Annotated in this window: 22 protein-coding genes; 20 read left to right on the forward strand and 2 right to left on the reverse strand. The window is 49.4% G+C overall.

Going from position 1 to position 21,631, the window contains the following annotated elements; all coding sequences use genetic code 11:
* The first annotated feature begins 229 nt into the window (after nt 1–229).
* The 4 genes from EL268_RS06260 (at nt 230) to EL268_RS06275 (ending at nt 4,060) form a co-directional block, all read left to right on the forward strand.
* Nucleotides 230–1,294, forward strand: a complete 1,065-nt coding sequence (locus tag EL268_RS06260; protein WP_106653874.1) for a CapA family protein — start codon at nt 230–232, stop codon at nt 1,292–1,294.
* A gap of 148 nt (nt 1,295–1,442) precedes the next feature.
* Entirely contained in the window at nt 1,443–2,435 is a 993-nt protein-coding gene (locus tag EL268_RS06265; protein WP_106653875.1) for an AraC family transcriptional regulator, read from the forward strand.
* 165 nt (nt 2,436–2,600) lie between these two features.
* Nucleotides 2,601–3,392, forward strand: a complete 792-nt coding sequence (locus tag EL268_RS06270) for an SDR family NAD(P)-dependent oxidoreductase (RefSeq protein WP_106653876.1) — start codon at nt 2,601–2,603, stop codon at nt 3,390–3,392.
* A 281-nt stretch (nt 3,393–3,673) separates the two neighbouring features.
* Nucleotides 3,674–4,060, forward strand: a complete 387-nt coding sequence (locus EL268_RS06275; protein WP_106653877.1) for a VOC family protein — start codon at nt 3,674–3,676, stop codon at nt 4,058–4,060.
* 381 nt (nt 4,061–4,441) lie between these two features.
* On the opposite strand, the gene EL268_RS06280 is transcribed toward EL268_RS06275, so the two are convergent.
* Nucleotides 4,442–4,813 (reverse strand): hypothetical protein, encoded by a 372-nt coding sequence (locus EL268_RS06280; protein ID WP_106653878.1) that lies wholly within the window; start codon nt 4,811–4,813, stop codon nt 4,442–4,444.
* A gap of 119 nt (nt 4,814–4,932) precedes the next feature.
* Here EL268_RS06280 and EL268_RS06285 point away from each other — a divergent pair, with 119 nt between their 5' ends.
* The 14 genes from EL268_RS06285 (at nt 4,933) to EL268_RS06355 (ending at nt 19,441) form a co-directional block, all read left to right on the forward strand.
* Complete coding sequence (locus tag EL268_RS06285; protein WP_106653879.1) at nt 4,933–5,589, forward strand: TetR/AcrR family transcriptional regulator; 657 nt, start codon at nt 4,933–4,935, stop codon at nt 5,587–5,589.
* Between the two features lie 14 nt (nt 5,590–5,603).
* Nucleotides 5,604–6,548 carry a phosphotransferase family protein gene (locus EL268_RS06290; protein ID WP_106653880.1) on the forward strand — a complete coding sequence of 315 codons (945 nt, stop codon included), beginning with the start codon at nt 5,604–5,606 and terminating at the stop codon, nt 6,546–6,548.
* A 165-nt stretch (nt 6,549–6,713) separates the two neighbouring features.
* Entirely contained in the window at nt 6,714–8,462 is a 1,749-nt protein-coding gene (locus EL268_RS06295; RefSeq protein WP_106653881.1) for an ABC transporter substrate-binding protein, read from the forward strand.
* An 86-nt stretch (nt 8,463–8,548) separates the two neighbouring features.
* On the forward strand, nt 8,549–9,505 hold the full coding sequence (locus tag EL268_RS06300) for an ABC transporter permease (protein WP_106653882.1): 957 nt from the start codon (nt 8,549–8,551) through the stop codon (nt 9,503–9,505).
* Between the two features lie 12 nt (nt 9,506–9,517).
* The gene (gene opp4C, locus EL268_RS06305) at nt 9,518–10,444 is read left to right on the forward strand and encodes an oligopeptide ABC transporter permease (RefSeq protein WP_106653883.1); all 927 of its coding nucleotides are present in this window, start codon (nt 9,518–9,520) and stop codon (nt 10,442–10,444) included.
* 297 nt (nt 10,445–10,741) lie between these two features.
* Nucleotides 10,742–11,728, forward strand: coding sequence for an ABC transporter ATP-binding protein (locus EL268_RS06315; RefSeq protein ID WP_106653885.1), 987 nt, complete (start codon nt 10,742–10,744; stop codon nt 11,726–11,728).
* On the forward strand, nt 11,718–12,683 hold the full coding sequence (locus tag EL268_RS06320; RefSeq protein ID WP_269149394.1) for an ABC transporter ATP-binding protein: 966 nt from the start codon (nt 11,718–11,720) through the stop codon (nt 12,681–12,683). The genes EL268_RS06315 and EL268_RS06320 overlap by 11 nt, the downstream gene beginning before the upstream one ends.
* A gap of 239 nt (nt 12,684–12,922) precedes the next feature.
* The gene (locus EL268_RS06325) at nt 12,923–13,117 is read left to right on the forward strand and encodes a YezD family protein (RefSeq protein ID WP_106653887.1); all 195 of its coding nucleotides are present in this window, start codon (nt 12,923–12,925) and stop codon (nt 13,115–13,117) included.
* A gap of 34 nt (nt 13,118–13,151) precedes the next feature.
* Nucleotides 13,152–13,433: a DUF2325 domain-containing protein gene (locus tag EL268_RS06330; RefSeq protein ID WP_106653888.1), complete on the forward strand. Its 282-nt coding sequence runs from the start codon at nt 13,152–13,154 to the stop codon at nt 13,431–13,433.
* A gap of 223 nt (nt 13,434–13,656) precedes the next feature.
* A complete protein-coding gene (locus tag EL268_RS06335) occupies nt 13,657–15,300 on the forward strand; it encodes a peptide ABC transporter substrate-binding protein (RefSeq protein ID WP_106653889.1) in 1,644 nt (547 codons plus the stop codon).
* Between the two features lie 72 nt (nt 15,301–15,372).
* The gene (locus tag EL268_RS06340) at nt 15,373–16,263 is read left to right on the forward strand and encodes a serine hydrolase (RefSeq protein ID WP_106653890.1); all 891 of its coding nucleotides are present in this window, start codon (nt 15,373–15,375) and stop codon (nt 16,261–16,263) included.
* A 5-nt stretch (nt 16,264–16,268) separates the two neighbouring features.
* Complete coding sequence (locus tag EL268_RS06345; RefSeq protein ID WP_106653891.1) at nt 16,269–17,693, forward strand: serine hydrolase; 1,425 nt, start codon at nt 16,269–16,271, stop codon at nt 17,691–17,693.
* Nucleotides 17,694–17,832: 139 nt separating this feature from the next.
* Nucleotides 17,833–18,552: a 3'-5' exonuclease gene (locus tag EL268_RS06350; RefSeq protein WP_106653892.1), complete on the forward strand. Its 720-nt coding sequence runs from the start codon at nt 17,833–17,835 to the stop codon at nt 18,550–18,552.
* A 25-nt stretch (nt 18,553–18,577) separates the two neighbouring features.
* On the forward strand, nt 18,578–19,441 hold the full coding sequence (locus tag EL268_RS06355; protein ID WP_106653893.1) for a GNAT family N-acetyltransferase: 864 nt from the start codon (nt 18,578–18,580) through the stop codon (nt 19,439–19,441).
* 64 nt (nt 19,442–19,505) lie between these two features.
* Here the strand turns inward: EL268_RS06355 and EL268_RS06360 are convergent, their stop codons facing one another.
* Nucleotides 19,506–20,474, reverse strand: a complete 969-nt coding sequence (locus EL268_RS06360) for an MraY family glycosyltransferase (RefSeq protein ID WP_106653894.1) — start codon at nt 20,472–20,474, stop codon at nt 19,506–19,508.
* 186 nt (nt 20,475–20,660) lie between these two features.
* On the opposite strand from EL268_RS06360, the gene EL268_RS06365 reads away from it, so the two are divergent.
* On the forward strand, nt 20,661–21,053 hold the full coding sequence (locus tag EL268_RS06365; protein WP_106653895.1) for a hypothetical protein: 393 nt from the start codon (nt 20,661–20,663) through the stop codon (nt 21,051–21,053).
* A 21-nt stretch (nt 21,054–21,074) separates the two neighbouring features.
* Nucleotides 21,075–21,587: a GNAT family N-acetyltransferase gene (locus EL268_RS06370; protein ID WP_106653896.1), complete on the forward strand. Its 513-nt coding sequence runs from the start codon at nt 21,075–21,077 to the stop codon at nt 21,585–21,587.
* Nucleotides 21,588–21,631 lie beyond the last annotated feature (44 nt).

Consider the following 21,631-nt stretch of genomic DNA (forward strand, 5'->3'; position numbering starts at 1 on the left):
CCGTCCTATGTATTAGAATCTTATGTGTCCATTATACTTGTTATCAGCAAAAATCGACATTTGGAAAATAAAGGAATATTTTGGCTCGAGTAGCAGACCCCAAACCGCCATCTTCTGCATGCCCGTCACTTTTCGGCGAGAAATTTCCACGGAAGCCAGACATGCTTCAACAGGCTTCACATCCCACGCCTTCTAGAATGGAAGCAAAAAAGAGAGATGGGCTGAGGGCATGAAGATAGGACGATGGAAACACGCCGTAATCGTGGTAGCTGCAGTGATGCTCTGTGTTGCGATGGGAACGGAATCTGGCGCTGTCCAGGCGAGCAGCGAAGGAGATATGCAGGACCAGGATTCCATTCAGGTAGCGTTTGTCGGGGATATGATTTTGGATAAGAGCGTCGGGAATCAGATCGCGCGGTACGGCGTAGATTATCCGTTTCAAAAAACAGCGGATTTTCTCAAGCAGGCAGACTTGACGATTGGCAATCTGGAGACACCAGTCAGTACGCGAGGACGTCCGGAGAAAAAGGAATATACCTATCGTGCGAAGCCAGAGTCATTGAAGGGGCTCGTGAACGCGGGCTTCGACGTGGTCAATCTTGCGAATAATCATTCGCTCGATTACGGAATGGACGCGCTCTCTGACACGATGGTGCATTTGAAAAAGGCGAAGATCGGTTACGTGGGGGCGGGGAAAAACGAGGAGGAAGCATTCGCTCCCTACATCCAAACGATCAAGGGGAAACGCGTGGCAGTCATCGGGATCAGCCGTGTCCTTCCAAATGAGCGTTGGTATGCGCGAAAAAACAAGCCAGGTCTCGCACATGCCTACTCGTATGAGCCGATGCTGTCCTATGTAAAAAAGGCAGTGGCGGAGTCAGACATTACAATTGCGGTCATGCACTGGAATCGGGAATATAAGGATTATCCAGAACTATATGCGCGTGAGTTGGCGAAAAAGCTGATCGACAGCGGTGTGGATGCCATTGTCGGGTCGCACAGCCATTCGATCATGGGCGTTGAGTTTTATAAAAAGGTGCCGATCTACTACAGCGTAGGGAATTTTGTGTTTACCACCTCGCGCAATCCGAAAGGCCGCGAAGCCATGATGGTCCAACTGACGTTTTCAAAAGACGGGAGCAAGAGCCGCGTGATCCCGGTGAAGCTCACAAACGGTCAGCCTGCTCCGATGGACGAGAAAAACAAAAAGAGGATCATCGACAAGCTCAACCGCATTTCCTATGGAGCGAGCATAGACGAAAAGGGAGAAGTAAGCGAGTCTAAGCCCCGATAGCGAGTCGCCGCATCATTTCTCTTCGTGTGAAACCATACTGTTCGTTCGTATAGGCTATGAGCATCCCCAGTACCGAGTATCATGCTCGTATGTATAATGAATCATAACCGGAGCGAATCGGTAAGCAACTAAAGGAGATCCATACGTAATGAAATCAGACCGTATAAAGTTCCCGGCGGGATTTTTGGCGGGATTACAACGACTAGGGATTGCCCCCCACGACCTAGCTCACAAAGCGCGCGTGCCGCTCACCATTCTTACAGAACCAGCTGTCGTCACCACTGCCCAATATTTCAGAATCTGGCAAGCGTACGCCGATCTAGTTGGTGACACGGCTATCGGAATCATCAAGCTTTCAACCACCTTTGAAACAGCACAATACCCACCGACCGTTTTAGCGACCTACCATGCTCGTGACTATCGCGACGCTCTTAATCGAATGGCCCGGTACAAACAACTGTGCCCTCCGGAAAGTTTGCGCATAACAGAGGAGGGCGAGCGCTGTACAATCGAATTGGAGTGGATGCAGAGCGAGCAACCCGGACCACCAGTGCTGGTAGGAACCACGCTAGCCTTTCTTCTAGAGCTTGGGCGACGGGGCACGGGCAAGCCTTTAACTGCACAGTCCGTGGAATTTTCTCAATCGATGGGGGATGTAGCTGCCCTTGAAGCTTACTTCGGTTGCCCTGTCCGGATTGGTGCCACCGATAACCGATTAACACTCCATCGACGTGATTTGGACCGCCTCTTTCTTTCGTACAACAAAGAATTGCTGGAGATTTTGACGCCTGTATTGGACCGATCATTGGATGAACAGGGCAGTCGTTCAATTGCTGAGATGGTCAAGTGGATTTTGAAGCGAAGTCTAACCGGAGGCCGCCTTGATATTCGAGCTGTTGCGAGCGAGCTGGGCATGAGCGATCGTACCTTGCAGCGCCGTCTTACTGATGAATGCACAACGTTCAAGCAACTGTTGACACAGGCTCGACATGAACAGGCACGAGAATACTTGGCCGATCCCAAGCTCGATATAAAAGAAGTGGCTTTCTTAGTTGGATATGAAGATCAGAACTCGTTTTATCGGGCCTTCCGCCTTTGGGAAGGAGATACACCTTCAAATTGGCGTTCCAAACAGGGCTAGTATTTTCCCGGTCTCCATATTTGGCGGGTTAAGCAAGAAATTTGGCGTTGTACACTAGTTACCCAACGATCCAGACAAAGTACGATAATCTCTATCCGGAGCAAGGATGTTCCAAGATAACTTCTAGTCAGGTTGCCGTGAATGACAACAAAGGAGAATAGTGTTATGGATATGGGATTAAGGAACAAAACTGCTTTCGTAACTGGATCGACGAGAGGGATTGGGAAAGCAATTGCCATTGAGCTTGCCAGAGAGGGCGTCAATGTCCTCGTAAATGGACGGAATGAAGAAGAGGTAGAAAGGACCATAAATGAATTGAAGGCGCAATTCCCGGATACTTCTCCTCAGAATGCTACGGCCGATATTGTAGATAGGCAGCAAAGAGAAGCTTTATTTGAGCAATATCCCCATGTGGATATTCTCGTTAACAATATGGGTATTTATGAAATCATGTCCTATGAAGACGTTGACGATGAAGTATGGGAAAAATATTTCCGAACAAATGTCCTTGCCGCTAATGGCTTATCTAAATTTTATTTACCTAACATGTTGAAGAACAATTATGGACGAATAATCTTTATAGCAAGTGAAGAAGCGATCATGCCCTCAGGGCAAATGCCTCAGTATTGCATGACGAAATCTATGCTATTATCACTGTCAAAAAGCTTGTCTAAACTAACGCTAGGAACAGAAGTTACCTCCAACACAATCATGCCAGGACCAACACTTTCCGAAAATGTATATCAAATCATTGATGGTTTGTTTCCTGATGATATGGCATTTTCGGAAAAAGAGAATCAATTTATGGCTGCACACCTGCCCCAATCCGAATTACAGCGATTTATCAAGCCTTTTGAAATAGGCAGGCTGGCAGCATTTCTATCCAGCCCTTATGCAACCGCATTTAAAGGTTCACCAATTCGCATGGACGGGGGCATGGTACCAACTATTTTTTAATAGAAATTTCACTTCGACAATTATTGGTGTAACAATTGCGTGGTTCCTTCTTGATGAGGGCAACACAGTAACTTTATGAAGCCCAATCCAGTCGAACACTTCATTTTCGTGTTTTGACTGGATTTTTTCATGGCAGGATGAATAGCCAAGATGGAGACAGGAATCGTTCTGTTAGCAGAAACAGCGACTATGCTGTGCAAAGAAAAAAAGAGCAGTGGCGGATGATTGAATGGACGTAAGGAAATGAATAGGTAGACGCTTATCTTCACGAAAAGGAGTGGTTGTCAGTGCAAGCCATCACAACGTTTTTCATGTTCCATGGAAAAGCAGAAGAAGCGATGAAGTTTTACACTTCCATTTTTGAGCGATCCGAAATCAAGCAGGTGATGCATCACGAGAATGGACAAGTCCTGCACGCTACCTTTACATTAAAAGACCAGACCTTCATGTGCATCGACAATACGAACGGTGACTATCATGCCTTTACTCCTGCGATTTCGTTGTTTGTTGACTGCGATACGGAGGAAGAGGTTGACCGGGTTTTTGGACAGCTTTCCTCGGATGGACAAGTACTCATGCCGCTCGGACAATTGCCGTTCAGTGAAAAGTTCGGTTGGGTTCAAGATCGTTACGGAATATCATGGCAGATTAATTTACCGAAAAAATGATATTTGAAAAGCCGGTACACCTCTTGGTACCGGCTAACTTTTTGCCTTTTTATCGTTGCTGTAGTGGGGGAAGAAGCGAATTTCCAGTCTACGCTGGGGCGGGCTCCAGAGGCGCTTAGACTGGAAATTCCTACGTAGCTTTTCGTTAGTTCATTGAAAGTGATTCTAAGCTGTTTTGGTCCAAAGGAATTAGTCTTTCAGAAGCTTTCCCTGCGTTAACTTGCAAAACGTTTTAAGCACACGAAGGAATCCACAGCTGTCCGGAAGCACTGTCACATGTTTGGAAGGAGACCGCCCGAACGTAGAGAGGATACAGGCGACTGGAAAACATGTGGCAGGGCTTCTCCCGACCACAACAGACGGAATATAGTGTCTTTTTGTCTACATCGTCATCAACTGACGAAAACTACGACGATAGCTCCACAGCAAATACACTTCCAAAACCGCGATAATCAATCCCATAACGAGCATGTCGGGATCGACAAACAGGTGGAACGTCAAGATGTTGACAGCAAGCGGAGCGGTGGCGGTTAGCGCCAGTGGGACGAAGCGGTTGGTCAGGAATAGCAATCCACAGATGATTTCGACGGTTTTGACCAAAACCAGTAGGTACCCTTGTAAAAGCTCCATAGCAGCAGGACTGGTTGGGAAGATAGGCTCGAATCCAAACAAGACCATGTAACCATTCACACCTGCTCCAAGCAAAATCAATCCAAGGATGATACGGGCGAATACGGGGAAAGTCCGTGTCATCAGGCATCACTTCCTTGTGGTGGAATATGGATGATGAAGTCTTCGAGGAAAGTATAACTCCACTTTGACCACCTGGTCAATATGCGTTATGATAGGGAAAAGAAGATCGGAGAGAGAAGGTGACGAACATAAAAGGAATCTGGCAGGATGAAACACTGGAGCCGAACAAGCGAAAGCTGTTGGAAGCGGCTCTTGTTGAATTTTCCGCGAAAGGCTATGAACGAGGCTCCACCAATCAAATGGTCCAGAACGCAGGCGTATCAAAGGGGATGCTGTTCCACTTTTTCGGGAATAAAAAGGGACTGTTTCTGGCGATTGTTGATGCTTGTATCGAACATTTTTTTGCCTATATACAGGCGCGAATGGAAGCGGCACCGCAAGATTTTTTTGCACGATTTCTTCATGTTAATCAAGCAAAAATGGCGCTCTTTGCCGAGGAACCAGCTATTTATCAAATGGCAGTTGCGACCTTTTTCGACTATCCCGAGGAATGCCGGACTGAGATCGAAGACAGGGAGGTCCAGTTCAATGCGCGATATCTTCCCTTGTTTCTGGAGCAAGTCGATACGTCATTGATCAAAGCGCAGTTCGATCCACAGAAGGCGCTGCATTTTTTGCTGTGGGCTGTAGAGGCATTGACGCAAAAGTACGTCCGCGAAAACTACGAGGCTAGCGATAAAGGCTTCAAGCATGTCCAATCCTTTTTTGCGGAATTAGAATCGTACATGGATATGATGAAGGTAGGGCTGTACAGACAATCAGACAGTGGAGCATAAAGGGGGAAAAAATAATGGATGAGAAATGGACACGCCTGGTACATAACATGAATCCGTCAGCCAAGCTCCTTCGTGCTTGGGAGCTAAAAGGCGGGATTTCTGCAAAGGTCACCGCGCTAGAAATAGAGAGCCCTGACGGCACGAAGAAAAAAGTAGTTGTCCGCGAGCACGGTCAGGCTGACCTCAAGCGAAATCCGCAGATCGCATCAGATGAATTCAAACTTTTGCAAATACTGAAGTCCGCTGGCTTGCCGACTCCAACGCCCTATCATCTCGAAGCATCCAGCGATATTTTCCCCACGCCGTGCCTTGTCATCGAATTCATAGATGGGCAGACAGTTACCGCGCCAGCCGACTTGTCCAGCTTTCTGCAACAAGCAGCTGAGGTGCTGACGGGCATCCATTCGGTAGAAGCTTCTAGACTGGCGGGTACTTATTTGCCGAAACAAGAAGAAACGATAACGGAAAAGCTTCGCAAAAGACCTGCGATCCTGGACAAATCATTGGATGAGGAACTGATTCGCGAAGTGCTGGAGTCCGTTTGGCCGCTGCCCCAAGCGAATGCAGCATCCCTTTTGCACGGCGATTTCTGGCCGGGAAATACGATGTGGAAGGAAGAAAAACTGGCTGCTGTCATCGATTGGGAGGACGCTGCGATCGGTGACCCCTTATCTGATCTCGGCAATGCCAGACTGGAGATTTTGTGGGCGTTTGGCGTGGAGGCCATGCATGCGTTTACGCTTCACTATCAGTCTGTCAAGAAGACACTCGATTATACCCAGCTCCCGTATTGGGATTTGTGTGCGGCACTTCGGCCAGCTTCGAATCTATCTGATTGGGGATTGGAAAAAAGGATAGAGAAAACCATGCGCGAGCGACATTCTCTATTCGTGATGCAGGCGTGTGAAAAACTAGGCATCCCGTATAAAAGACATGCTACTTGTGAGAGCCTCGAATAATCGAGGCTTTTTTTATTTGGAAAAAACTGTTGACCGATCCGGTATCGATACCTATAATCTAATTCATAGTAAACAGGTAAGAATTATAAGTTATTATCTTTTGATCCGACCGGACCACCGGAGGAGCTGGTTTCACTGAGTGAGTGGATATGAAGGAGGATCACCATGAAAAAAAGGCTTTCACAAATCATTTCAACTTTGCTGCTAGGGACGCTACTGGTCACAGGGTGCAGCTCCGAAGGCAGTGCGCCGGCTACCTCGACACAAACGGCGACTCCGTCAACAGAAGCATCAGCACCTGCTGCCAGCAAGGTGCAAGACATAAAAGACGGCATCAACTTGGCTACGGATTTATCCAAGCTGCCGGAAGCAGCCGCCAAAAGGACCGATACATTCATTGCGGGACTGACGGAGCCAGGCGGCGTGTTTAACCCGTTTTTTTACCACAACGGCTACGATGGCAACGTTTCCTCAGCGATCTTCGAATCATTGGTGGATGTCGATGCGACAGGAAAGCCAGTACCCAAGCTCGCGGAAAAATGGGACGTATCTCCTGACCAGCTCACGTATACGTTCCATCTGAGACCGAATCTGAAATTCAGTGATGGTTCACCGCTGACGGCAGAGGATGTAGCCTTTACACTGACGATTCTGCACGACAAAACGTACGACGGCGAAACAGACATTTTCGTAGCAAGTATCAAGGGTGGACGTGAATACAAGGAAGGCAAAGCGAACACCATCGAAGGGATCAAGGTGATTGATCCACAGACGATCCAGATCACGACGGAGAAAGTCAACGCCAAGTCTCTCGTCCTGTTAGGCGGGCAGGTGCTCTCCAAGGCGTACTACGGCAAGGAGTACAAACCAGGCAATCTGGAGTATCTCCGCACCTTGCACGGCAAGCCATTGGGAGCAGGACCTTACAAATTCGAGGCGTACATTCCTGGTCAAGAAGTCCGCTATCTCGCAAACGAGCACTATTATGCGGGCAAGCCGCAAGTCGAGCACTTTATCTACAAGACGACCGAGGGCGACGCTCTGCAGTTTATCCAGACAGGGGAAATGGACTACAACTCCTTTACCGTCAACTCGGATAACATTGAACAGCTGCAAGAGCTGGGATACGTGAATATCAATCTGTACACATCCAGCGCCTATTCGTATATCAAGTTCAATCATTCCAAGCCATTTTTCAAAGACAAGCGCGTCCGCCAAGCCTTCATCTACGGACTGGATCGCCAAAAGATTCTGGACCTGACCTACCAAGGATACGCGCAAGTCGCCAATGTACCGATCAGCCCTGTTTCGTGGGCATATACGGAGGATGTCAATCCATACGCCTACAATCCGGAAAAGGCGAAGCAGCTCCTGGATGAAGCGGGCTGGAAGCCAGGCGCGGACGGCATCCGTGAAAAAGACGGACAAAAGCTGATCGTGCATTACTACACGACCAAAGGAAAGCTGGGAGAGGTTCTGATCCCGATTGCCAAAGAAAACTACAAAGAGCTGGGCATCCAGTTTGAAGCGGAAATGATGGACTACAACGCCGTATTGGCACGGACGGAAAAAGGCGATCACGACCTCGCCTCGTTCTCGACCACGATGCTGATCGATCCAGATGACGGTGTAGACGCCTTCTCGACGAAAAAGGGCAAGAGCGGATTTACGGGAACGAATGGCTACTCCAATGCCAAAGTAGACGAATTGCTGGAAGCAGGTCTATCTACGCTGGACATCGAGAAGCGCAAAGCGATCTACAAAGACCTGTATAAAGAGCTGAGCGATGACCCACCGTACATCTTCCTCGGCTACCGCAAAATTTTGTCTGCGCACAACGGCAAGATCAAGGGCTTGGAGCCGAATCCGTTCACGGGTATTTCGACCAGCCTGCCTGGCATCAAAATTGAGTAGCAAGTCGAGTAACTGACTCACGAATATTGTGCCCGGCCCTGGGGCTGGGCTTTCTTTTTTTCCCCAAGCATGAAAGGAGGCCAACGATGACGTCCTACTTCCTGAAGAGGGTCTTTTACATGGCGTTGACGCTCTTCGGCGCATCCATTTTGATTTTTTTCCTGTATGCCTTAACGCCTGGTGATTTCGTTGATACGAGCCCCAAGCTGACAGCCGAACGAAAGCTGGAGCTAAAAGCGATGTACGGACTGGATAAGCCTGTTGTCGAACGATATTTCATCTGGATGAAAAACGCCCTCCAAGGCGATTTTGGCTATTCCTTGCAATACCAGCAGCCGGTGATGTCGCTGTTGAACGATTATATCTGGAATTCGTTTTTGCTGGCGATTACCTCTACCTTTTTTACGTGGCTGATTGCGATCTCAATCGGCGTTCTGTCTGCTGCGAGGCAGCATTCCTGGTTCGATGCGCTCGTGACGATCGGTGTTTTTGCTGCGATGTCGTTGCCTGTCTTCTTCGTCGGGCTGCTGTTTATCAAGATGTTTGCCGTTGATGCCAAGCTGTTTCCCGCAGGGGGCATGATGACGATCGGCAGCAAGGAAACAGGGCTCGCCTATGCGTGGGACGTGGTCCAGCATATGTTTTTGCCTGTGACGGTGCTGACTTTGTTGAGCGTGGGGACGCTGACTCGCTATTTTCGAACGAACATGCTGGAGGTCATTCAACAAGACTTCGTGCGCACGGCCCGGGCAAAAGGATTGAAGGAAAAAGCAGTCCTGCACAAGCACGCGCTGCGCAATGCGCTCCTGCCGGCCATTACACTGCTGGGCTTTGAGCTGCCAGCATTGTTCGGTGGGGCGATCATCACGGAAAAAATCTTTAACTGGCCCGGTGTCGGACAGTTGTACATGCAGGCGTTTTCTGTACGGGACTACCCGCTCTTGATGGGCTTTACGATGTTCCTGGCGATTCTCACCGTCATCGGAAACTTATCTGCTGATTTGCTGTACAGAGTGGCTGACCCACGGGTTCGGTTGAAATAGGAGGGAAAACCGATGGCATCAACGGTAAGTGAAGTAGCGGAGGTGACGAGACCGGAGCAGGTAGCGTTGCGTTCTTCTTTGTGGCACGAGGCGTTTATGCGACTGAAAAAGAAGCGTCTGGCCATGTTTGGACTTGTGTTTTTACTCGTCATGGCAGCGGTATGCTTCATCGGTCCGTTTTTTTCTCCGTACGCATCCGGCAAGATTAATACGGCCATGATCAACAAGCCGCCAAGCTTCTCTCATTGGCTCGGGACGGACAGTTTGGGCAGAGACATTTTGACGCGGTTGATGCAGGCTGGCCGAATCTCATTGACAGTCGGCATCGCTTCCATGGTGCTCTCCGTTTCCATTGGCGCCCTTCTCGGTGCACTAGCTGGCTTTTACCGCGGGTGGGTCGATCAAGTGATCATGCGTGTAGCAGACGTGCTTATGACCATTCCTGGTCTGCCGCTTTTGTTTATTATGGGCGCAGTCCTCTCCGAGTGGAAAATCCCGACCGACTACCGCATTTACATCGTCATGGTCATGCTGAGCCTGATCGGCTGGCCCGGCTTGGCCCGAATGGTCCGCAGCCAGATGCTCACTCTGCGCGAAAGTGAATTCATGCAAGCAGCAGAAGTACTCGGTCTGCGCGACAGACGCAAGCTCTTCTTCCATTTGCTGCCCAATCTGACCCCACTCTTGATTGTCGTTGCCACCTTGAACGTCGGTGGTGCCATCCTGAGTGAATCCGTATTATCGTACTTCGGCCTCGGTGTCGTTCCGCCAACGCCAACATGGGGCAACATGATGGATGCAGCGAATACCTTGATCGATTTTCAGAAAAGACCGTGGCTGTGGGTACCTCCTGGGATTGCTATTTTTGCTACCGTGATCTCGATTAATTTGTTGGGAGATGGGCTGCGGGATGCTTTGGACCCGAAGCAGAAGCGTTGATGAGTTTTTGATATCACCATCGTGAACCAACTTTCACAATAAAGCAGCGTAGGGAGAAGTGATTTCCAGTCCAAGCGCCTCTGGAGCCCGCCCTAGCGTAGAGAAAAATGGCGGGGAATTTAAGCTTCACTTATGAAATACTTCATTGAAACTTCTACGTTTGAAGCGCTCCCGCCATTTTTTTCGAAGCGGACAGTGAATCCCCCTTGCGTGGCGTAGGCCGAAGCGTAGACTGGAAACCACTTCTCCCCCTCCACTACAGCTCCTTCTATACACGAAAAGGCAGGTGAGCCAAGCATGAATGCTTTAGTCGACATCCAAAATCTAAGCACGCACTTCAAGTCCGAACAAGGCGTGGTCAAAGCAGTTGATGCCCTCGATCTGCGCATCCATGAAGGAGAGACCGTATGCATCGTAGGCGAGTCAGGCTGCGGCAAAAGCGCGGCAGCCATGTCATTGATGAGACTAATCCCAGAGGCGGTAGGCAGTATCGTTTCGGGTGAGATATGGTTTGCAGGCCGTGATCTGCGAAAAGTCAGCAAAGAAGAAATGCGAAAGCTTCGGGGCAACGAGCTGGCAATGATTTTCCAGGAGCCGATGTCGTCTCTCAATCCCGTACTGACCATCGGTGAGCAGATCATGGAGCCGATCATGGAGCATCAAGGCCTAAGCAAAAAAGCAGCCCAAGCGAGAGCCGTTGAGTTGATCGAGCTGGTCGGAATCCCGCGGGCAAAAGAAATCGCCAAATCGTACCCCCATAAATTGAGCGGGGGCATGCTGCAACGCATTATGATTGCCATCGCAATATCCTGCAATCCTCGCCTGTTGATCGCCGATGAGCCGACGACTGCTTTGGATGTGACCATTCAGGCGCAAATTCTCGATCTGCTGCGCAAAATCAAGGACGAAGCCCAAACAGCGATTCTTTTTATCACGCATGATCTGGGTGTCGTAGCGGAAATGGCCGATCATGTGGTCGTGATGTACGCAGGGAAAGTGGTAGAGGTATCTCCTGTCGTCGAGCTGTTCGAGGAGCCGAAGCATCCATATACACAAGGCTTGCTTCGCTCCAAGCCTGTGTTGAATCAACGTAGAGCCAAGCTGTATTCCATCCCTGGTCAAGTGCCGAATCCGACGACCCTCGGTGAATCCTGCTATTTTCTTGACCGATGCGATCAGTGCTTGGACATTTGCCGGGTGAAACAGCCGCCTTTGCGTGATAAGGGAGACGGCAGAAAGGTCGCATGCTGGCTGTATGAGGAGGAGATCGACCGTGGACAGTAATTTGCTGGAAGTGCGCCGATTGAAAAAATATTACCCGATTACCGGAGGGCTTCTGGGCAGGACGGTCGGACATGTAAAAGCGGTGGATGACGTCAGCTTTTCTATCCAAAAAGGGGAGACGTTCGGGCTGGTCGGTGAATCCGGCAGCGGGAAAAGCACGACAGGTCGCACCATCCTGCGCCTTTTGGAAAAGACAGAGGGAGAAGTCCGCTTCCAGGGTATCGATGTGCACGCGTTGAATCGTCATGAGCTCCGAGCTTTGCGCCCGCAGATGCAATATATTTTTCAAGACCCGTACAGTTCGCTGAATCCGCGTGTCCGAATCGGAGAAGCACTAGGGGAAGCGCTGCTTGATCACGGGCTGCTCCCACAAACGGAGGTCAGAGAAAGAGTCTTAGAGGTCATGGCTTTATGTGGATTGGCACCGTATCATGTCGATCGGTATCCGCATGAGTTCTCTGGCGGTCAGCGTCAACGGATCGGTATCGCACGGGCCATTATGATGAACCCAGATTTTATCGTCGCGGATGAGCCAGTATCAGCTCTGGATGTGTCGATCCAAGCCCAAATCATCAATTTGTTTGCAGAGTTGCAGGAGCAAAGGAAGCTGACGTACTTATTTATTTCGCATGATTTAAGCGTCGTGGAGCATCTGTGCACGAGGATCGGCGTCATGTATTTGGGGTCATTGCTGGAGCTGGCACCTCGGGATGAATTGTTTTTGGAGCCGCTTCATCCGTACACCAAAGCATTGCTCTCCTCTGTCCCTCTCCCGATCCCGAAGAAAAAGCGCGAACGCATCGTCCTGCAGGGAGACATGCCAAGTCCGACGAATCCTCCGGCAGGGTGCAAATTCCACACGCGCTGCCCGTATGTGAAAGACATTTGCCGACAGGAAGTGCCTGCTTTTCGCGAAGTTAGCACCGACAGATTTGTCGCCTGTCATTTGGTGTAAAGGGAATCAACGGGGAAACGAAGAACTGCACGGGGCATTGACCGATAGCAGAGTCGTATGGTAAAATTTTCATATCATAGTAAATGCATCGGTTTTTAAAGAATTAGCTGATCGGTCGACCGAAAGCTCCCGCGAGGACAAAGACAACCAAGCTGTCTAGTTGCGCAGGGAGCTTTCCGTCAATCGAAGGAAAATGAATCATATACATTAATTTTTGGCGAAACAGGAGGGTAGTCCCCATGGCAAAAAATAAGATTTCCCTAGACGATCTCTTATTGGAGAAAATCGCACGCGCACTGAACGATCTGGAATACGGCTCCATACATATTGTGGTTCACGATTCGCAGGTCGTTCAGATTGAACGGACGGAAAAATACAGACTCCGCGCGGAAAAGCCTGATGCAAAAGTTCCCCAAGAACGCACCGGAAAATAGAAATAGGCGTGGAAAAAAGAGAGGAGGAAGGACTATGGCAGGCGTTCTCGTGGTAGGAGGAGATCGGGTAGCAGAAATCGAGAGCTTGTTGCAGAACAAAGGGTTCCAGAATGTCTATCACGTATCAGGTCGCAAAAAATCCGATGTGAAGGCGACGATTCCTTCTGATACGGAGCTTGTTCTTGTCTTTATTAACTTCGTGAGTCACAGCTTGAGTAAAAATATGAAGAAGCTGGCGAAGCAAAAGCACGTCCCGATCGTTTTTTGCCGACGATCATGTGATGCGGTAGCCATGTATGAACCAGCGATAAGCTAGAGAGGACAGCCTCAATATGCTCGGATGAATAGAAGTATTCAAGGATGAATACTTCTTTTTTGCGTGACAGAGACTACTGATAGAAACTTGTCGGACCAAACCGGGTAAAAGTATTCAGCACTGAATAATCTCACCAAAAGAACAACGGAAAACACGAATGGCATAAAATTTGCAGAATATTTATTCAATATTCGGTAATCCGATTCAAACAGGGGGGTACAGCATGAAAAGACCAGTTGTCATGACAAGTCTCTTCGTATTGCTTACGGGACTATTTGCAGGCTGTAGCAGCGGCAATACACCGACTCAAACCGCACCAGACAACCAGCAGCAACCAGCGCCAGCACAGCAGGCAACTGTGCAGCCTGCGGCAGAGCAGACCTTGCGAATGAATGCCGCCGAGCCTGAAACACTTGATTCAGGCATGTCCAACGACGTGATTTCCGGCGCCTTCATCCGTTCGCTGTACGACGGGCTCGTTCGATTGGACAAGGATGGCAAGCCAGTCAATTCCGTTGCATCCGACATTCAAGTATCTAAGGACAAAAAGGTGTATACCTTTACTTTGCGTGATAGCAAGTGGAGCAATGGCGACCCGGTTACGGCTCAAGACTTCGCCTTTGGCTGGATGCGCGTGCTCAATCCGAAGACAGCCAGCGGCTCCGCCTACAAATACTATCCGATCAAAAATGCCCGCGCCTTTTACGAAGGGAAGGCGAAAGCGGAGGATGTCGGCATCAAGGTCGTCAATGACAAGACACTGCAAGTCACCTTGGAAAACCCTACCCCTTACTTCCTGACACTTGCGACCTTTTACTATCCGGTCAATCAAAAGGTGATAGAAGCCAATCCCGATTGGGCGAAAAAGCCCGCGTCCATCGTGACCAATGGGCCGTTCAAGCTGGTGAATTGGGAGCATAAAAACAAGATTGAGCTGGCCAAAAACGAGCACTATTGGGACAAGGACGTCGTGAAGTTTAACGAAATCGAGTTTTCCATGATAGAAGATACGAATACCGAGCTGGAGCTGTTCAATAGTGGCGAGCTGGATTGGGCTGGTGGACCGATTAGCGGACTGCCTGCGGATGCCATTGGACCGTTGCGCGACGAAGGCAAGCTGCAAACCATGCAACGTGCCACCAACTACTATCTCTTGTTCCAGACGGAAAAGCCGCCATTTACGAATAGCAAAATCCGCAAAGCGTTTGCCTACGCGATCAATCGCAGTGACATCGCTGAAAACATCGGCCAAGCCGGACAGACTCCCTTGATGGGCTTCGTCCCCCTTTCCGCCTCCCTGAAGCCGGAAGGATATTTCAAGGATAACGACGTGGAGACGGCGAAACAGTTATTGGCAGAAGGAATGAAGGAGATGGGCATCACCAAGCTGCCCGAAATCACCTATCTTTATAATACGTCCGACCTCAACAAGAAGATTGCCGAAGCGTTGCAGGCTCAATGGAAGCAATCTCTCGGTGTGGACGTCAAGCTGATCAACAAAGAATTGAAGGTCATGTTTGACGATCAGGAGCAAGGGAAGTACATGATTTCCCGAACAGGCTGGACGGGAGATTACAATGACTCCGTCAACTTCCTGGAGCTAATGATGGAGAAGTACAGCTCCAATAACTCTACCTTCTGGTTTAGTGAGAAGTACGTAGAACTGGTAAAAAAGGCGTACGCCGAGCCAGATGAGGCCAAGCGCAATCAGTATCTGGTCGAAGCAGAGAGCATCCTGATGGAAGAAATGCCGGTCACAGGTGTCTATTCCAGCGTGAATTCATGGGTACAAAATGAAAAGGTAAAAGGTATCACGGTCGATCCTTTAGGGTACATCGACTTCAAGTGGGGATACAAAGAACAATAGCGCGTCAAAGGAAATGGCCGACACGAAAATCCATGTGTGGGCCGTTTCACAAGCGATGGGGGAGGAATTTTCATGACATGGCAGCAAGCAGTAGAGAACGTGCTTAAGGAAGCTCCCGGTATTTATGGGATCGCAGCTGTACATCTGGAAACAGGAGAGACAGTAGGGCATCTGGATGAAGAGTTGTTTCAACTGGCAAGTACATTCAAAATTCCGATCATGGTCACCTTGATGCGCGAGGTGGAAGCAGGACGAATCCGCCTCGACCAGCGGGTAACACTGAAATGGGAGGATCGCGTGCCGGGGTCAGGCATTTTGCAAGAGCTGGATGCTGGAGCGGCCTTAACAGTCAAAGACTTGGCGACACTGATGACGATTGTCAGCGATAACTACGCGACAGACCAAATCCTCGAGCTGATCGGCGGTATCGACAAGGTGAATGAGCACATGCACGAACTGGGTCTTTCGCAGATTCATTTGCGTCATAATTGCTGGGTGCTTCTCAACCACTGTGTAGGTATGAACGAGCCCACACCTTCTCAGGAAGGATTCGATGAGTTCATGCGACGGGAAGAGTCAGGCAATTACGAATTGATCCACGATGTTTCGATACCTACCCGTGATAATAACGTAGCCACACCAGCCGAGCTGAACCGTCTGCTTATCATGATTGCGCGAAAAGAAATTCTCACGGAAGCCTCCTGCGAGCTGATGCTGGACATCATGCGACGTCAGCATTACAACAGCCGTCTGCCGTACTTGTTGCCAGAAGGAACAAAGGTCGCTCATAAGACAGGAACCGTTAATGATGTCGTCAACGATGCTGGCATCATTTATTTGCCCGAAGGAAAAGGGATGATTGCGATCACGGCACTATCACGCGGTGTGACTGACAAAGAAGCCGCAGAGCTAACCATCGCCCGTGTTGCAAAAGCGATTTATGAGCAAGCAATGGGGAGTTGATAAAAATGACGGCATGGAAGGAACAGTTCCAGGCGTATGCACAGCAGCTGCTGGACGAGGCGAAGGCTCCTGGCGCAGCTATTGCGGTTGCACGTGATGGTGAGCTTTTGTACGAGGGGACGTTCGGTTTTCGTGACAGGGAGCAGCAACTGCCACTTTCCCGCGACACCGTTTTTGGCATCGCATCCATCACCAAATCGTTTACCTGCGTTGCGATCATGCAGTTGCAGGAGGCAGGAAAGCTGTCTGTCCACGATCCGGTTGTGAAATATTTGCCTGAGTTTCGGGCGGGCGACCACGAGCTGACAGCGCGCATGACGATTCATCACTTCATGACACATACGCCTGGAATAGCACCCATGCCTTATTTAGACGGCGCAATGAGGCGGAGCATGGAGAATGACCCTGCTGTCATTGGAACCAAGGCAGAGGAAGAACTGAAGACAGTGCCTTACTTGGATACGTACGAAGAAGTCATGGAAGCCATTGCTGGATTCAAAGGGAAGCCGCTCTCAGAGCCAGGGGGTGCCTTTAGCTACAACAACGATGCGTACGGGCTTTTGGGGGCGATCATTGAACGGGTCAGCAACCAGACGTATGAAAACTACGTTGCGACGCATATTTTGCAGCCGCTGGGTATGGACAGAACCGTTTTCTCCGTGGATGAATTGGCTGACAAGGATGACGTCACGATCTTGTATACCAACAAAAAAATCGAGGACGAAAACGAAATCATTGCAGCACCCATCTGGCACGATGCCCCAGCGATGCGAGCAGCCGGTTTCCTCAAATCAACTGTGAATGATCTGCTCGCTTATTTAGAGGTCTTTCGTTTGGGTGCAGCGGGAAACCCGACACCGATTCTGTCTGCCGATAGCATCCGGCAGATGCTCACTCCCTTTGCTCGTGTAGACGGGCACCGCTCCTACGGCTATGGTCTGATGGTCTCGCCTGCCTTTCCAGATGGCTTGCTGGTAGAGCATGGCGGTTCGTTGAAGGGAATCAGCTCGCACATTTTTTCGGTTCCGAATCAAGGGATTACGGGCGTGATTTTGGTCAATCTCGATGGTGTGAGTGTCCGAGAGTTGGTCCTGGGCTTTTTGAACAGTTACTTTGCAAGACCAGCCGGAGCTCCGGTCTATGCCTATGATCCATACGCGGTCGACGATGAGCAGTTTTCACTGTACGAGGGTCGCTACTCTTCGCAGGAATGGGTAAGCGCATCGATAGCCAAAAACGAAGGCAAGCTATTCCTGGAGGTCGATGGTCTTTCGTACCCACTGATACCGGTACAAAAAGACAGCTTCGTTTTCCAAAAAAGAGACTCCGTCCCCTGGATTGAGTTTTTCCGGGATGAAGACGGGCAAGTAGCGAGGATGAGCTACGGATTGCGTCAGTTGACGAGAGAGACCACAAAATCGCCAAGCTAAACAACTAAACACAAGGATAGGAATCCTATGGGTTCTTATCCTTTTTCGTTTCAATCAGGCAGCCGCTTTTGTCTTTGTTTTGCTTTCTATGCCCGATCCGAGCCATAATAGAGACAATACATACAGGATGTGATAACGCTTGCAGATCATTGTTTTTGACCTTGAAACGACACTGACTTATCAGAAAGACAAGATCCCGGAAATTATTGAGATCGGAGCGGCAAAAGTCGTACCCGGAAAAAATGGCGTAGAGGTCGACACATTTCAGCGCTACACGTTTCCAGCCATTGAGCGCCGAATCACAGAGAGAACGCGCAAGTTCATCGGTCTCGATAAAGAGAACATGCCAACCTTCATCCCGTTTCGGCGGGCATTCGCAGAATTTATGAAGTGGATTGGCAACGATTCTGAGTACTACCTGTGCACATGGGGGCAAGACGACAAGCGGCTGATGATCGAGCATTGTGCGCGATTCGGATTGGACTTCAACTGGATGCGCAATTACAACGACATCCAGCCGCCAATTAGCATGCTTTTGGCTGATCGCAAGCAGATGAGTCTGAAAGAAGCGATTGACACGGCAGGAATCATCCAGGAGGGCAGGCTGCACTCGGCCTTGGTCGATGCCATCCATACGGCTCATTTGCTCATCAAATACAACAAGACGGTACACTTGAAGGAAAACACGCCAGAAGAGAACTACAATTTGTCGAGCTCGCTGTACATTACGTGCCGATCTTGCAAAAAAAGCAAATACTACACGGCTTTTGGGCGAAAAAGCAGAAGATGCGAAGCTTGCTTGCAACATCGCAAGAAGCTGGAAAAAGCCGCAGAAGCAGCAACCGTCCAACAGAGCTAACGGGAGAGAACGGAGGGGTGCGTAGATGATCCGACAAGCGCAATCAAAAGAAAAAGAGACAATCGTGACGATGATTGGCGAAGGCATGCTTTGGAGGACCGAAGAGATTGGCGATATCGTGGAAAAAGCTACAGTTTACATCTGGGAGGAAAACGAGCAAATCATCGGCTGTGGCACATATGATTTGAACTCCTCCGGTGAAGACGGGACAGCAGAAATATACGTCTATACCCGACCAGACCATCGAAAGCGAGGAATCGGCTCCCGGCTGTTCGAGAAGCTTTGGCTGGAATTGCAACAGCACGAGGAGAAGCCGACGGCAGTCATGGCTACCTATCGCGTAGACCACGGGCAGGGTGCTGATTTTTTTGCCAAGAGAGGCTTTGCTTCTCTCTGGGGACATCATCTGATGAAATACACAGGAGAGATCGGGCCGGAACCGACTCTCGACGTACGAAAATTCACCGAGTCCGATATGGATATGTACATCCAATCGCAGAGTGACGCTTACTATGAGGTACGCAAAGGCATTGATCTTCAGCCATACCGTTTGGCAGACTATCCTGAGAAAACGATGAACGCATGGAAGAAATGGCTCCTGAACGATATGAGAGAAGACATTTACTTATTCGAGCATGAGGGAGTATTTGTAGGGTCCTTGATCATCACAGGACATGGCGAGGTTTACGATGTGTTCGTAGATCCCGTGCATCAAGGCAAAGGCTACGGCAAAGAGCTTGTCCGTTTTTTTGTGAACCGAACGCTGGAAAAGGGCTTGCAGCCGTATCTCGTCACAGGCACCCATAACGAACCTGCGATTGCGTTGTACGAACGGACAGGCTTTCAAACGTTTCAGACGACCACGACAGCGAAGCGAGACTTCGCGTGATCCGCTCATAAAAAAATGCCGCCGGAATTAGACCCGAGCGGCATTTTTCGTTGTGACCGATAACCTATACTCCGAGCAGGAGCAGGATAATGGACGTCAGACTAAAGCAAACACTGATCAAGCACAGGAAGGTGACGACCTGCTTTGGATTGAGTCCAGAACGCAGCAGGCGATAATGAACCTGGCTGGCATCTGCTTGATAGATCGGCTTACCTTGCAGGAAGCGTTTGGTCACCACAAACAGATTATCGAAAATCGGCACACCGAGTGCTAAAATCGGAATGAACAAGGAGAGAACCGTTGCCTGCTTGAAGGCACCATCCAACGCGATGACTGCCAAGATAAAACCGAGGAAGGTCGCGCCTGCATCTCCCATGAAAATTTTGGCCGGCGGCTTGTTGTACCGCAGATAAGCCAAGGCAACACCGATCAGACTGATCGCCATAATCGCAGATGTGCTTTGTCCTTTTACCAAAGCGACCACGAAGAGCGTGCCTGCGGAGATCGCAGAAAGCCCTCCAGCCAAGCCATCCATGCCATCCGAAAAATTGATGACCGTCGTTACTCCGAAAATCCACAAGATGGTCAGAATGAACTGCAACCATTCCGGGAGCAATATGTATTCGCCACTCAAAGGATTGTAAAAGCCGGAAAAAGTAATACCCGACAAGTAGACAATCACCGCGGCCGATACTTGGACGATCAGCTTGGGCAGGGCGGAAAAATCCTTGCCTTGCGTCTTGTACCAGTCATCAATGGTACCGATAATAAGCAGCAGTAGTGAGCCTGACAGAACAGCGATCGTTTGCCCGGTTGATTCTTTCGAGAAGAGCAAAAACGATGCAGCAAAGCCGACAAAAATAGCGTAGCTGGCTGTCAATGGGATAGGCTCCCGGTGAATTTTTCTTTCCACGTCTTTACGAGGCTTGTCCACAAAATCAAGTCGAAATGCCAATTTAGCCAGAGGCGGAATCAGCACCATAACGATACAAAACGACAGGAAAAACGAAAGGGCGTACGTTATCGTGACCATCTCCTACAGGTAGTGAGCTTTCTATTGAAAAAGATACTCGCATACCGTGTTGTTTGACAAGTCTATTATAGGGAGTATTCCAAATTTTGTCGACTCTTGCAATCATGTGAGGGTGAGGTACCAAAAAAAGTTGGTACTTATCTCCAGCAGATCCGATCCCTATAATCCTTCGTAGGAGGGATCCAGATGGAATACTTGGCATTATGGTTTATCGTGGGGATCATCTTTTCTATAACACTTGCCGCGAAACAGATCAAGCCGTGGCTGAAATTCGTTATATTCGGTTACTATCTCGTGCTATCCTACCTATTTATCTCTCGTAAAGAACAGATATATAGTGAATATCATCGGGTGCCCGTGCCGGAGCAGTTCTGGGAAACCAACTCGGATTGGGTTGGATTCATGCTCGGCTTTTATTTTGTCCCATTTCTCCTCATCCTGCTGTTCATCTACTTTTGGTTGTTTCGAAAAAACAACAGTGTGAAGAAAAGGTTTTTCATTGCTCTTACCATTGTACCCGCAGCGATTATCTATCTATGCTTGCTGTTTGTTTTCAGTATGTACGGATATCGACCTTAAAAACAATTCGGAGGGGCTTTCATGAAGCCAGCACTTTGTTATCGGGAAGGAATCGAGTTTTCAGAGGAAGAACTGCGTCAGCTGTCCCAGTTGCTGATCGATGTCGTGGAGGATGGTGCTTCGCTTGGCTTTTTACCGCCTATGCAGCTGGAGGAAGCACGCGCCTATTGGACTTCGGTGCCCCAAGAACATGTGAAAATTTGGGTAGCTATACAGGAAGATGTCATCGTCGGAACCATCCAGCTGCATCTGGTGAGTCGTCCAAATGGATTGCATCGGGCAGAAATCGCCAAGCTGATGGTTCATCCTAGAGCGCAGCGTCAAGGGATTGGACGTGGCCTGATGCTGCTGGCAGAGGCTAGGGCCCTTGTGGAAGACCGCAGCCTCCTCGTTTTGGATACACGAGCGGGCGATCCGTCCAACCAGTTGTATCAGTCGATGGGTTACCAGGAAGCAGGACGCATTCAGGGGTTTGGGCGATCGGCTGATGGCAGCCTGCATGATACCGTCCTTTACTTTAAAACAATAGAATAGTCGTACAAGCTACAAGCGGACGGTTAACAGGCGTCCGTTTTTTT

The organism is Brevibacillus brevis, from assembly GCF_900637055.1.
GTDB classification, from domain to species: Bacteria; Bacillota; Bacilli; order Brevibacillales; family Brevibacillaceae; genus Brevibacillus; species Brevibacillus brevis.

Coding starts and splice junctions, on each gene's coding strand:
- EL268_RS06260 (WP_106653874.1), top strand. CDS start 230: ATGAAGATAGGACGATGGAAACACGCCGTAATCGTGGTAGCTGCAGTG.
- EL268_RS06265 (WP_106653875.1), top strand. CDS start 1,443: ATGAAATCAGACCGTATAAAGTTCCCGGCGGGATTTTTGGCGGGATTA.
- EL268_RS06270 (WP_106653876.1), top strand. CDS start 2,601: ATGGATATGGGATTAAGGAACAAAACTGCTTTCGTAACTGGATCGACG.
- EL268_RS06280 (WP_106653878.1), bottom strand. CDS start 4,813: ATGACACGGACTTTCCCCGTATTCGCCCGTATCATCCTTGGATTGATT.
- EL268_RS06290 (WP_106653880.1), top strand. CDS start 5,604: ATGGATGAGAAATGGACACGCCTGGTACATAACATGAATCCGTCAGCC.
- EL268_RS06295 (WP_106653881.1), top strand. CDS start 6,714: ATGAAAAAAAGGCTTTCACAAATCATTTCAACTTTGCTGCTAGGGACG.
- EL268_RS06300 (WP_106653882.1), top strand. CDS start 8,549: ATGACGTCCTACTTCCTGAAGAGGGTCTTTTACATGGCGTTGACGCTC.
- opp4C (WP_106653883.1), top strand. CDS start 9,518: ATGGCATCAACGGTAAGTGAAGTAGCGGAGGTGACGAGACCGGAGCAG.
- EL268_RS06315 (WP_106653885.1), top strand. CDS start 10,742: ATGAATGCTTTAGTCGACATCCAAAATCTAAGCACGCACTTCAAGTCC.
- EL268_RS06325 (WP_106653887.1), top strand. CDS start 12,923: ATGGCAAAAAATAAGATTTCCCTAGACGATCTCTTATTGGAGAAAATC.
- EL268_RS06330 (WP_106653888.1), top strand. CDS start 13,152: ATGGCAGGCGTTCTCGTGGTAGGAGGAGATCGGGTAGCAGAAATCGAG.
- EL268_RS06335 (WP_106653889.1), top strand. CDS start 13,657: ATGAAAAGACCAGTTGTCATGACAAGTCTCTTCGTATTGCTTACGGGA.
- EL268_RS06340 (WP_106653890.1), top strand. CDS start 15,373: ATGACATGGCAGCAAGCAGTAGAGAACGTGCTTAAGGAAGCTCCCGGT.
- EL268_RS06345 (WP_106653891.1), top strand. CDS start 16,269: ATGACGGCATGGAAGGAACAGTTCCAGGCGTATGCACAGCAGCTGCTG.
- EL268_RS06355 (WP_106653893.1), top strand. CDS start 18,578: ATGATCCGACAAGCGCAATCAAAAGAAAAAGAGACAATCGTGACGATG.
- EL268_RS06360 (WP_106653894.1), bottom strand. CDS start 20,474: ATGGTCACGATAACGTACGCCCTTTCGTTTTTCCTGTCGTTTTGTATC.
- EL268_RS06365 (WP_106653895.1), top strand. CDS start 20,661: ATGGAATACTTGGCATTATGGTTTATCGTGGGGATCATCTTTTCTATA.
- EL268_RS06370 (WP_106653896.1), top strand. CDS start 21,075: ATGAAGCCAGCACTTTGTTATCGGGAAGGAATCGAGTTTTCAGAGGAA.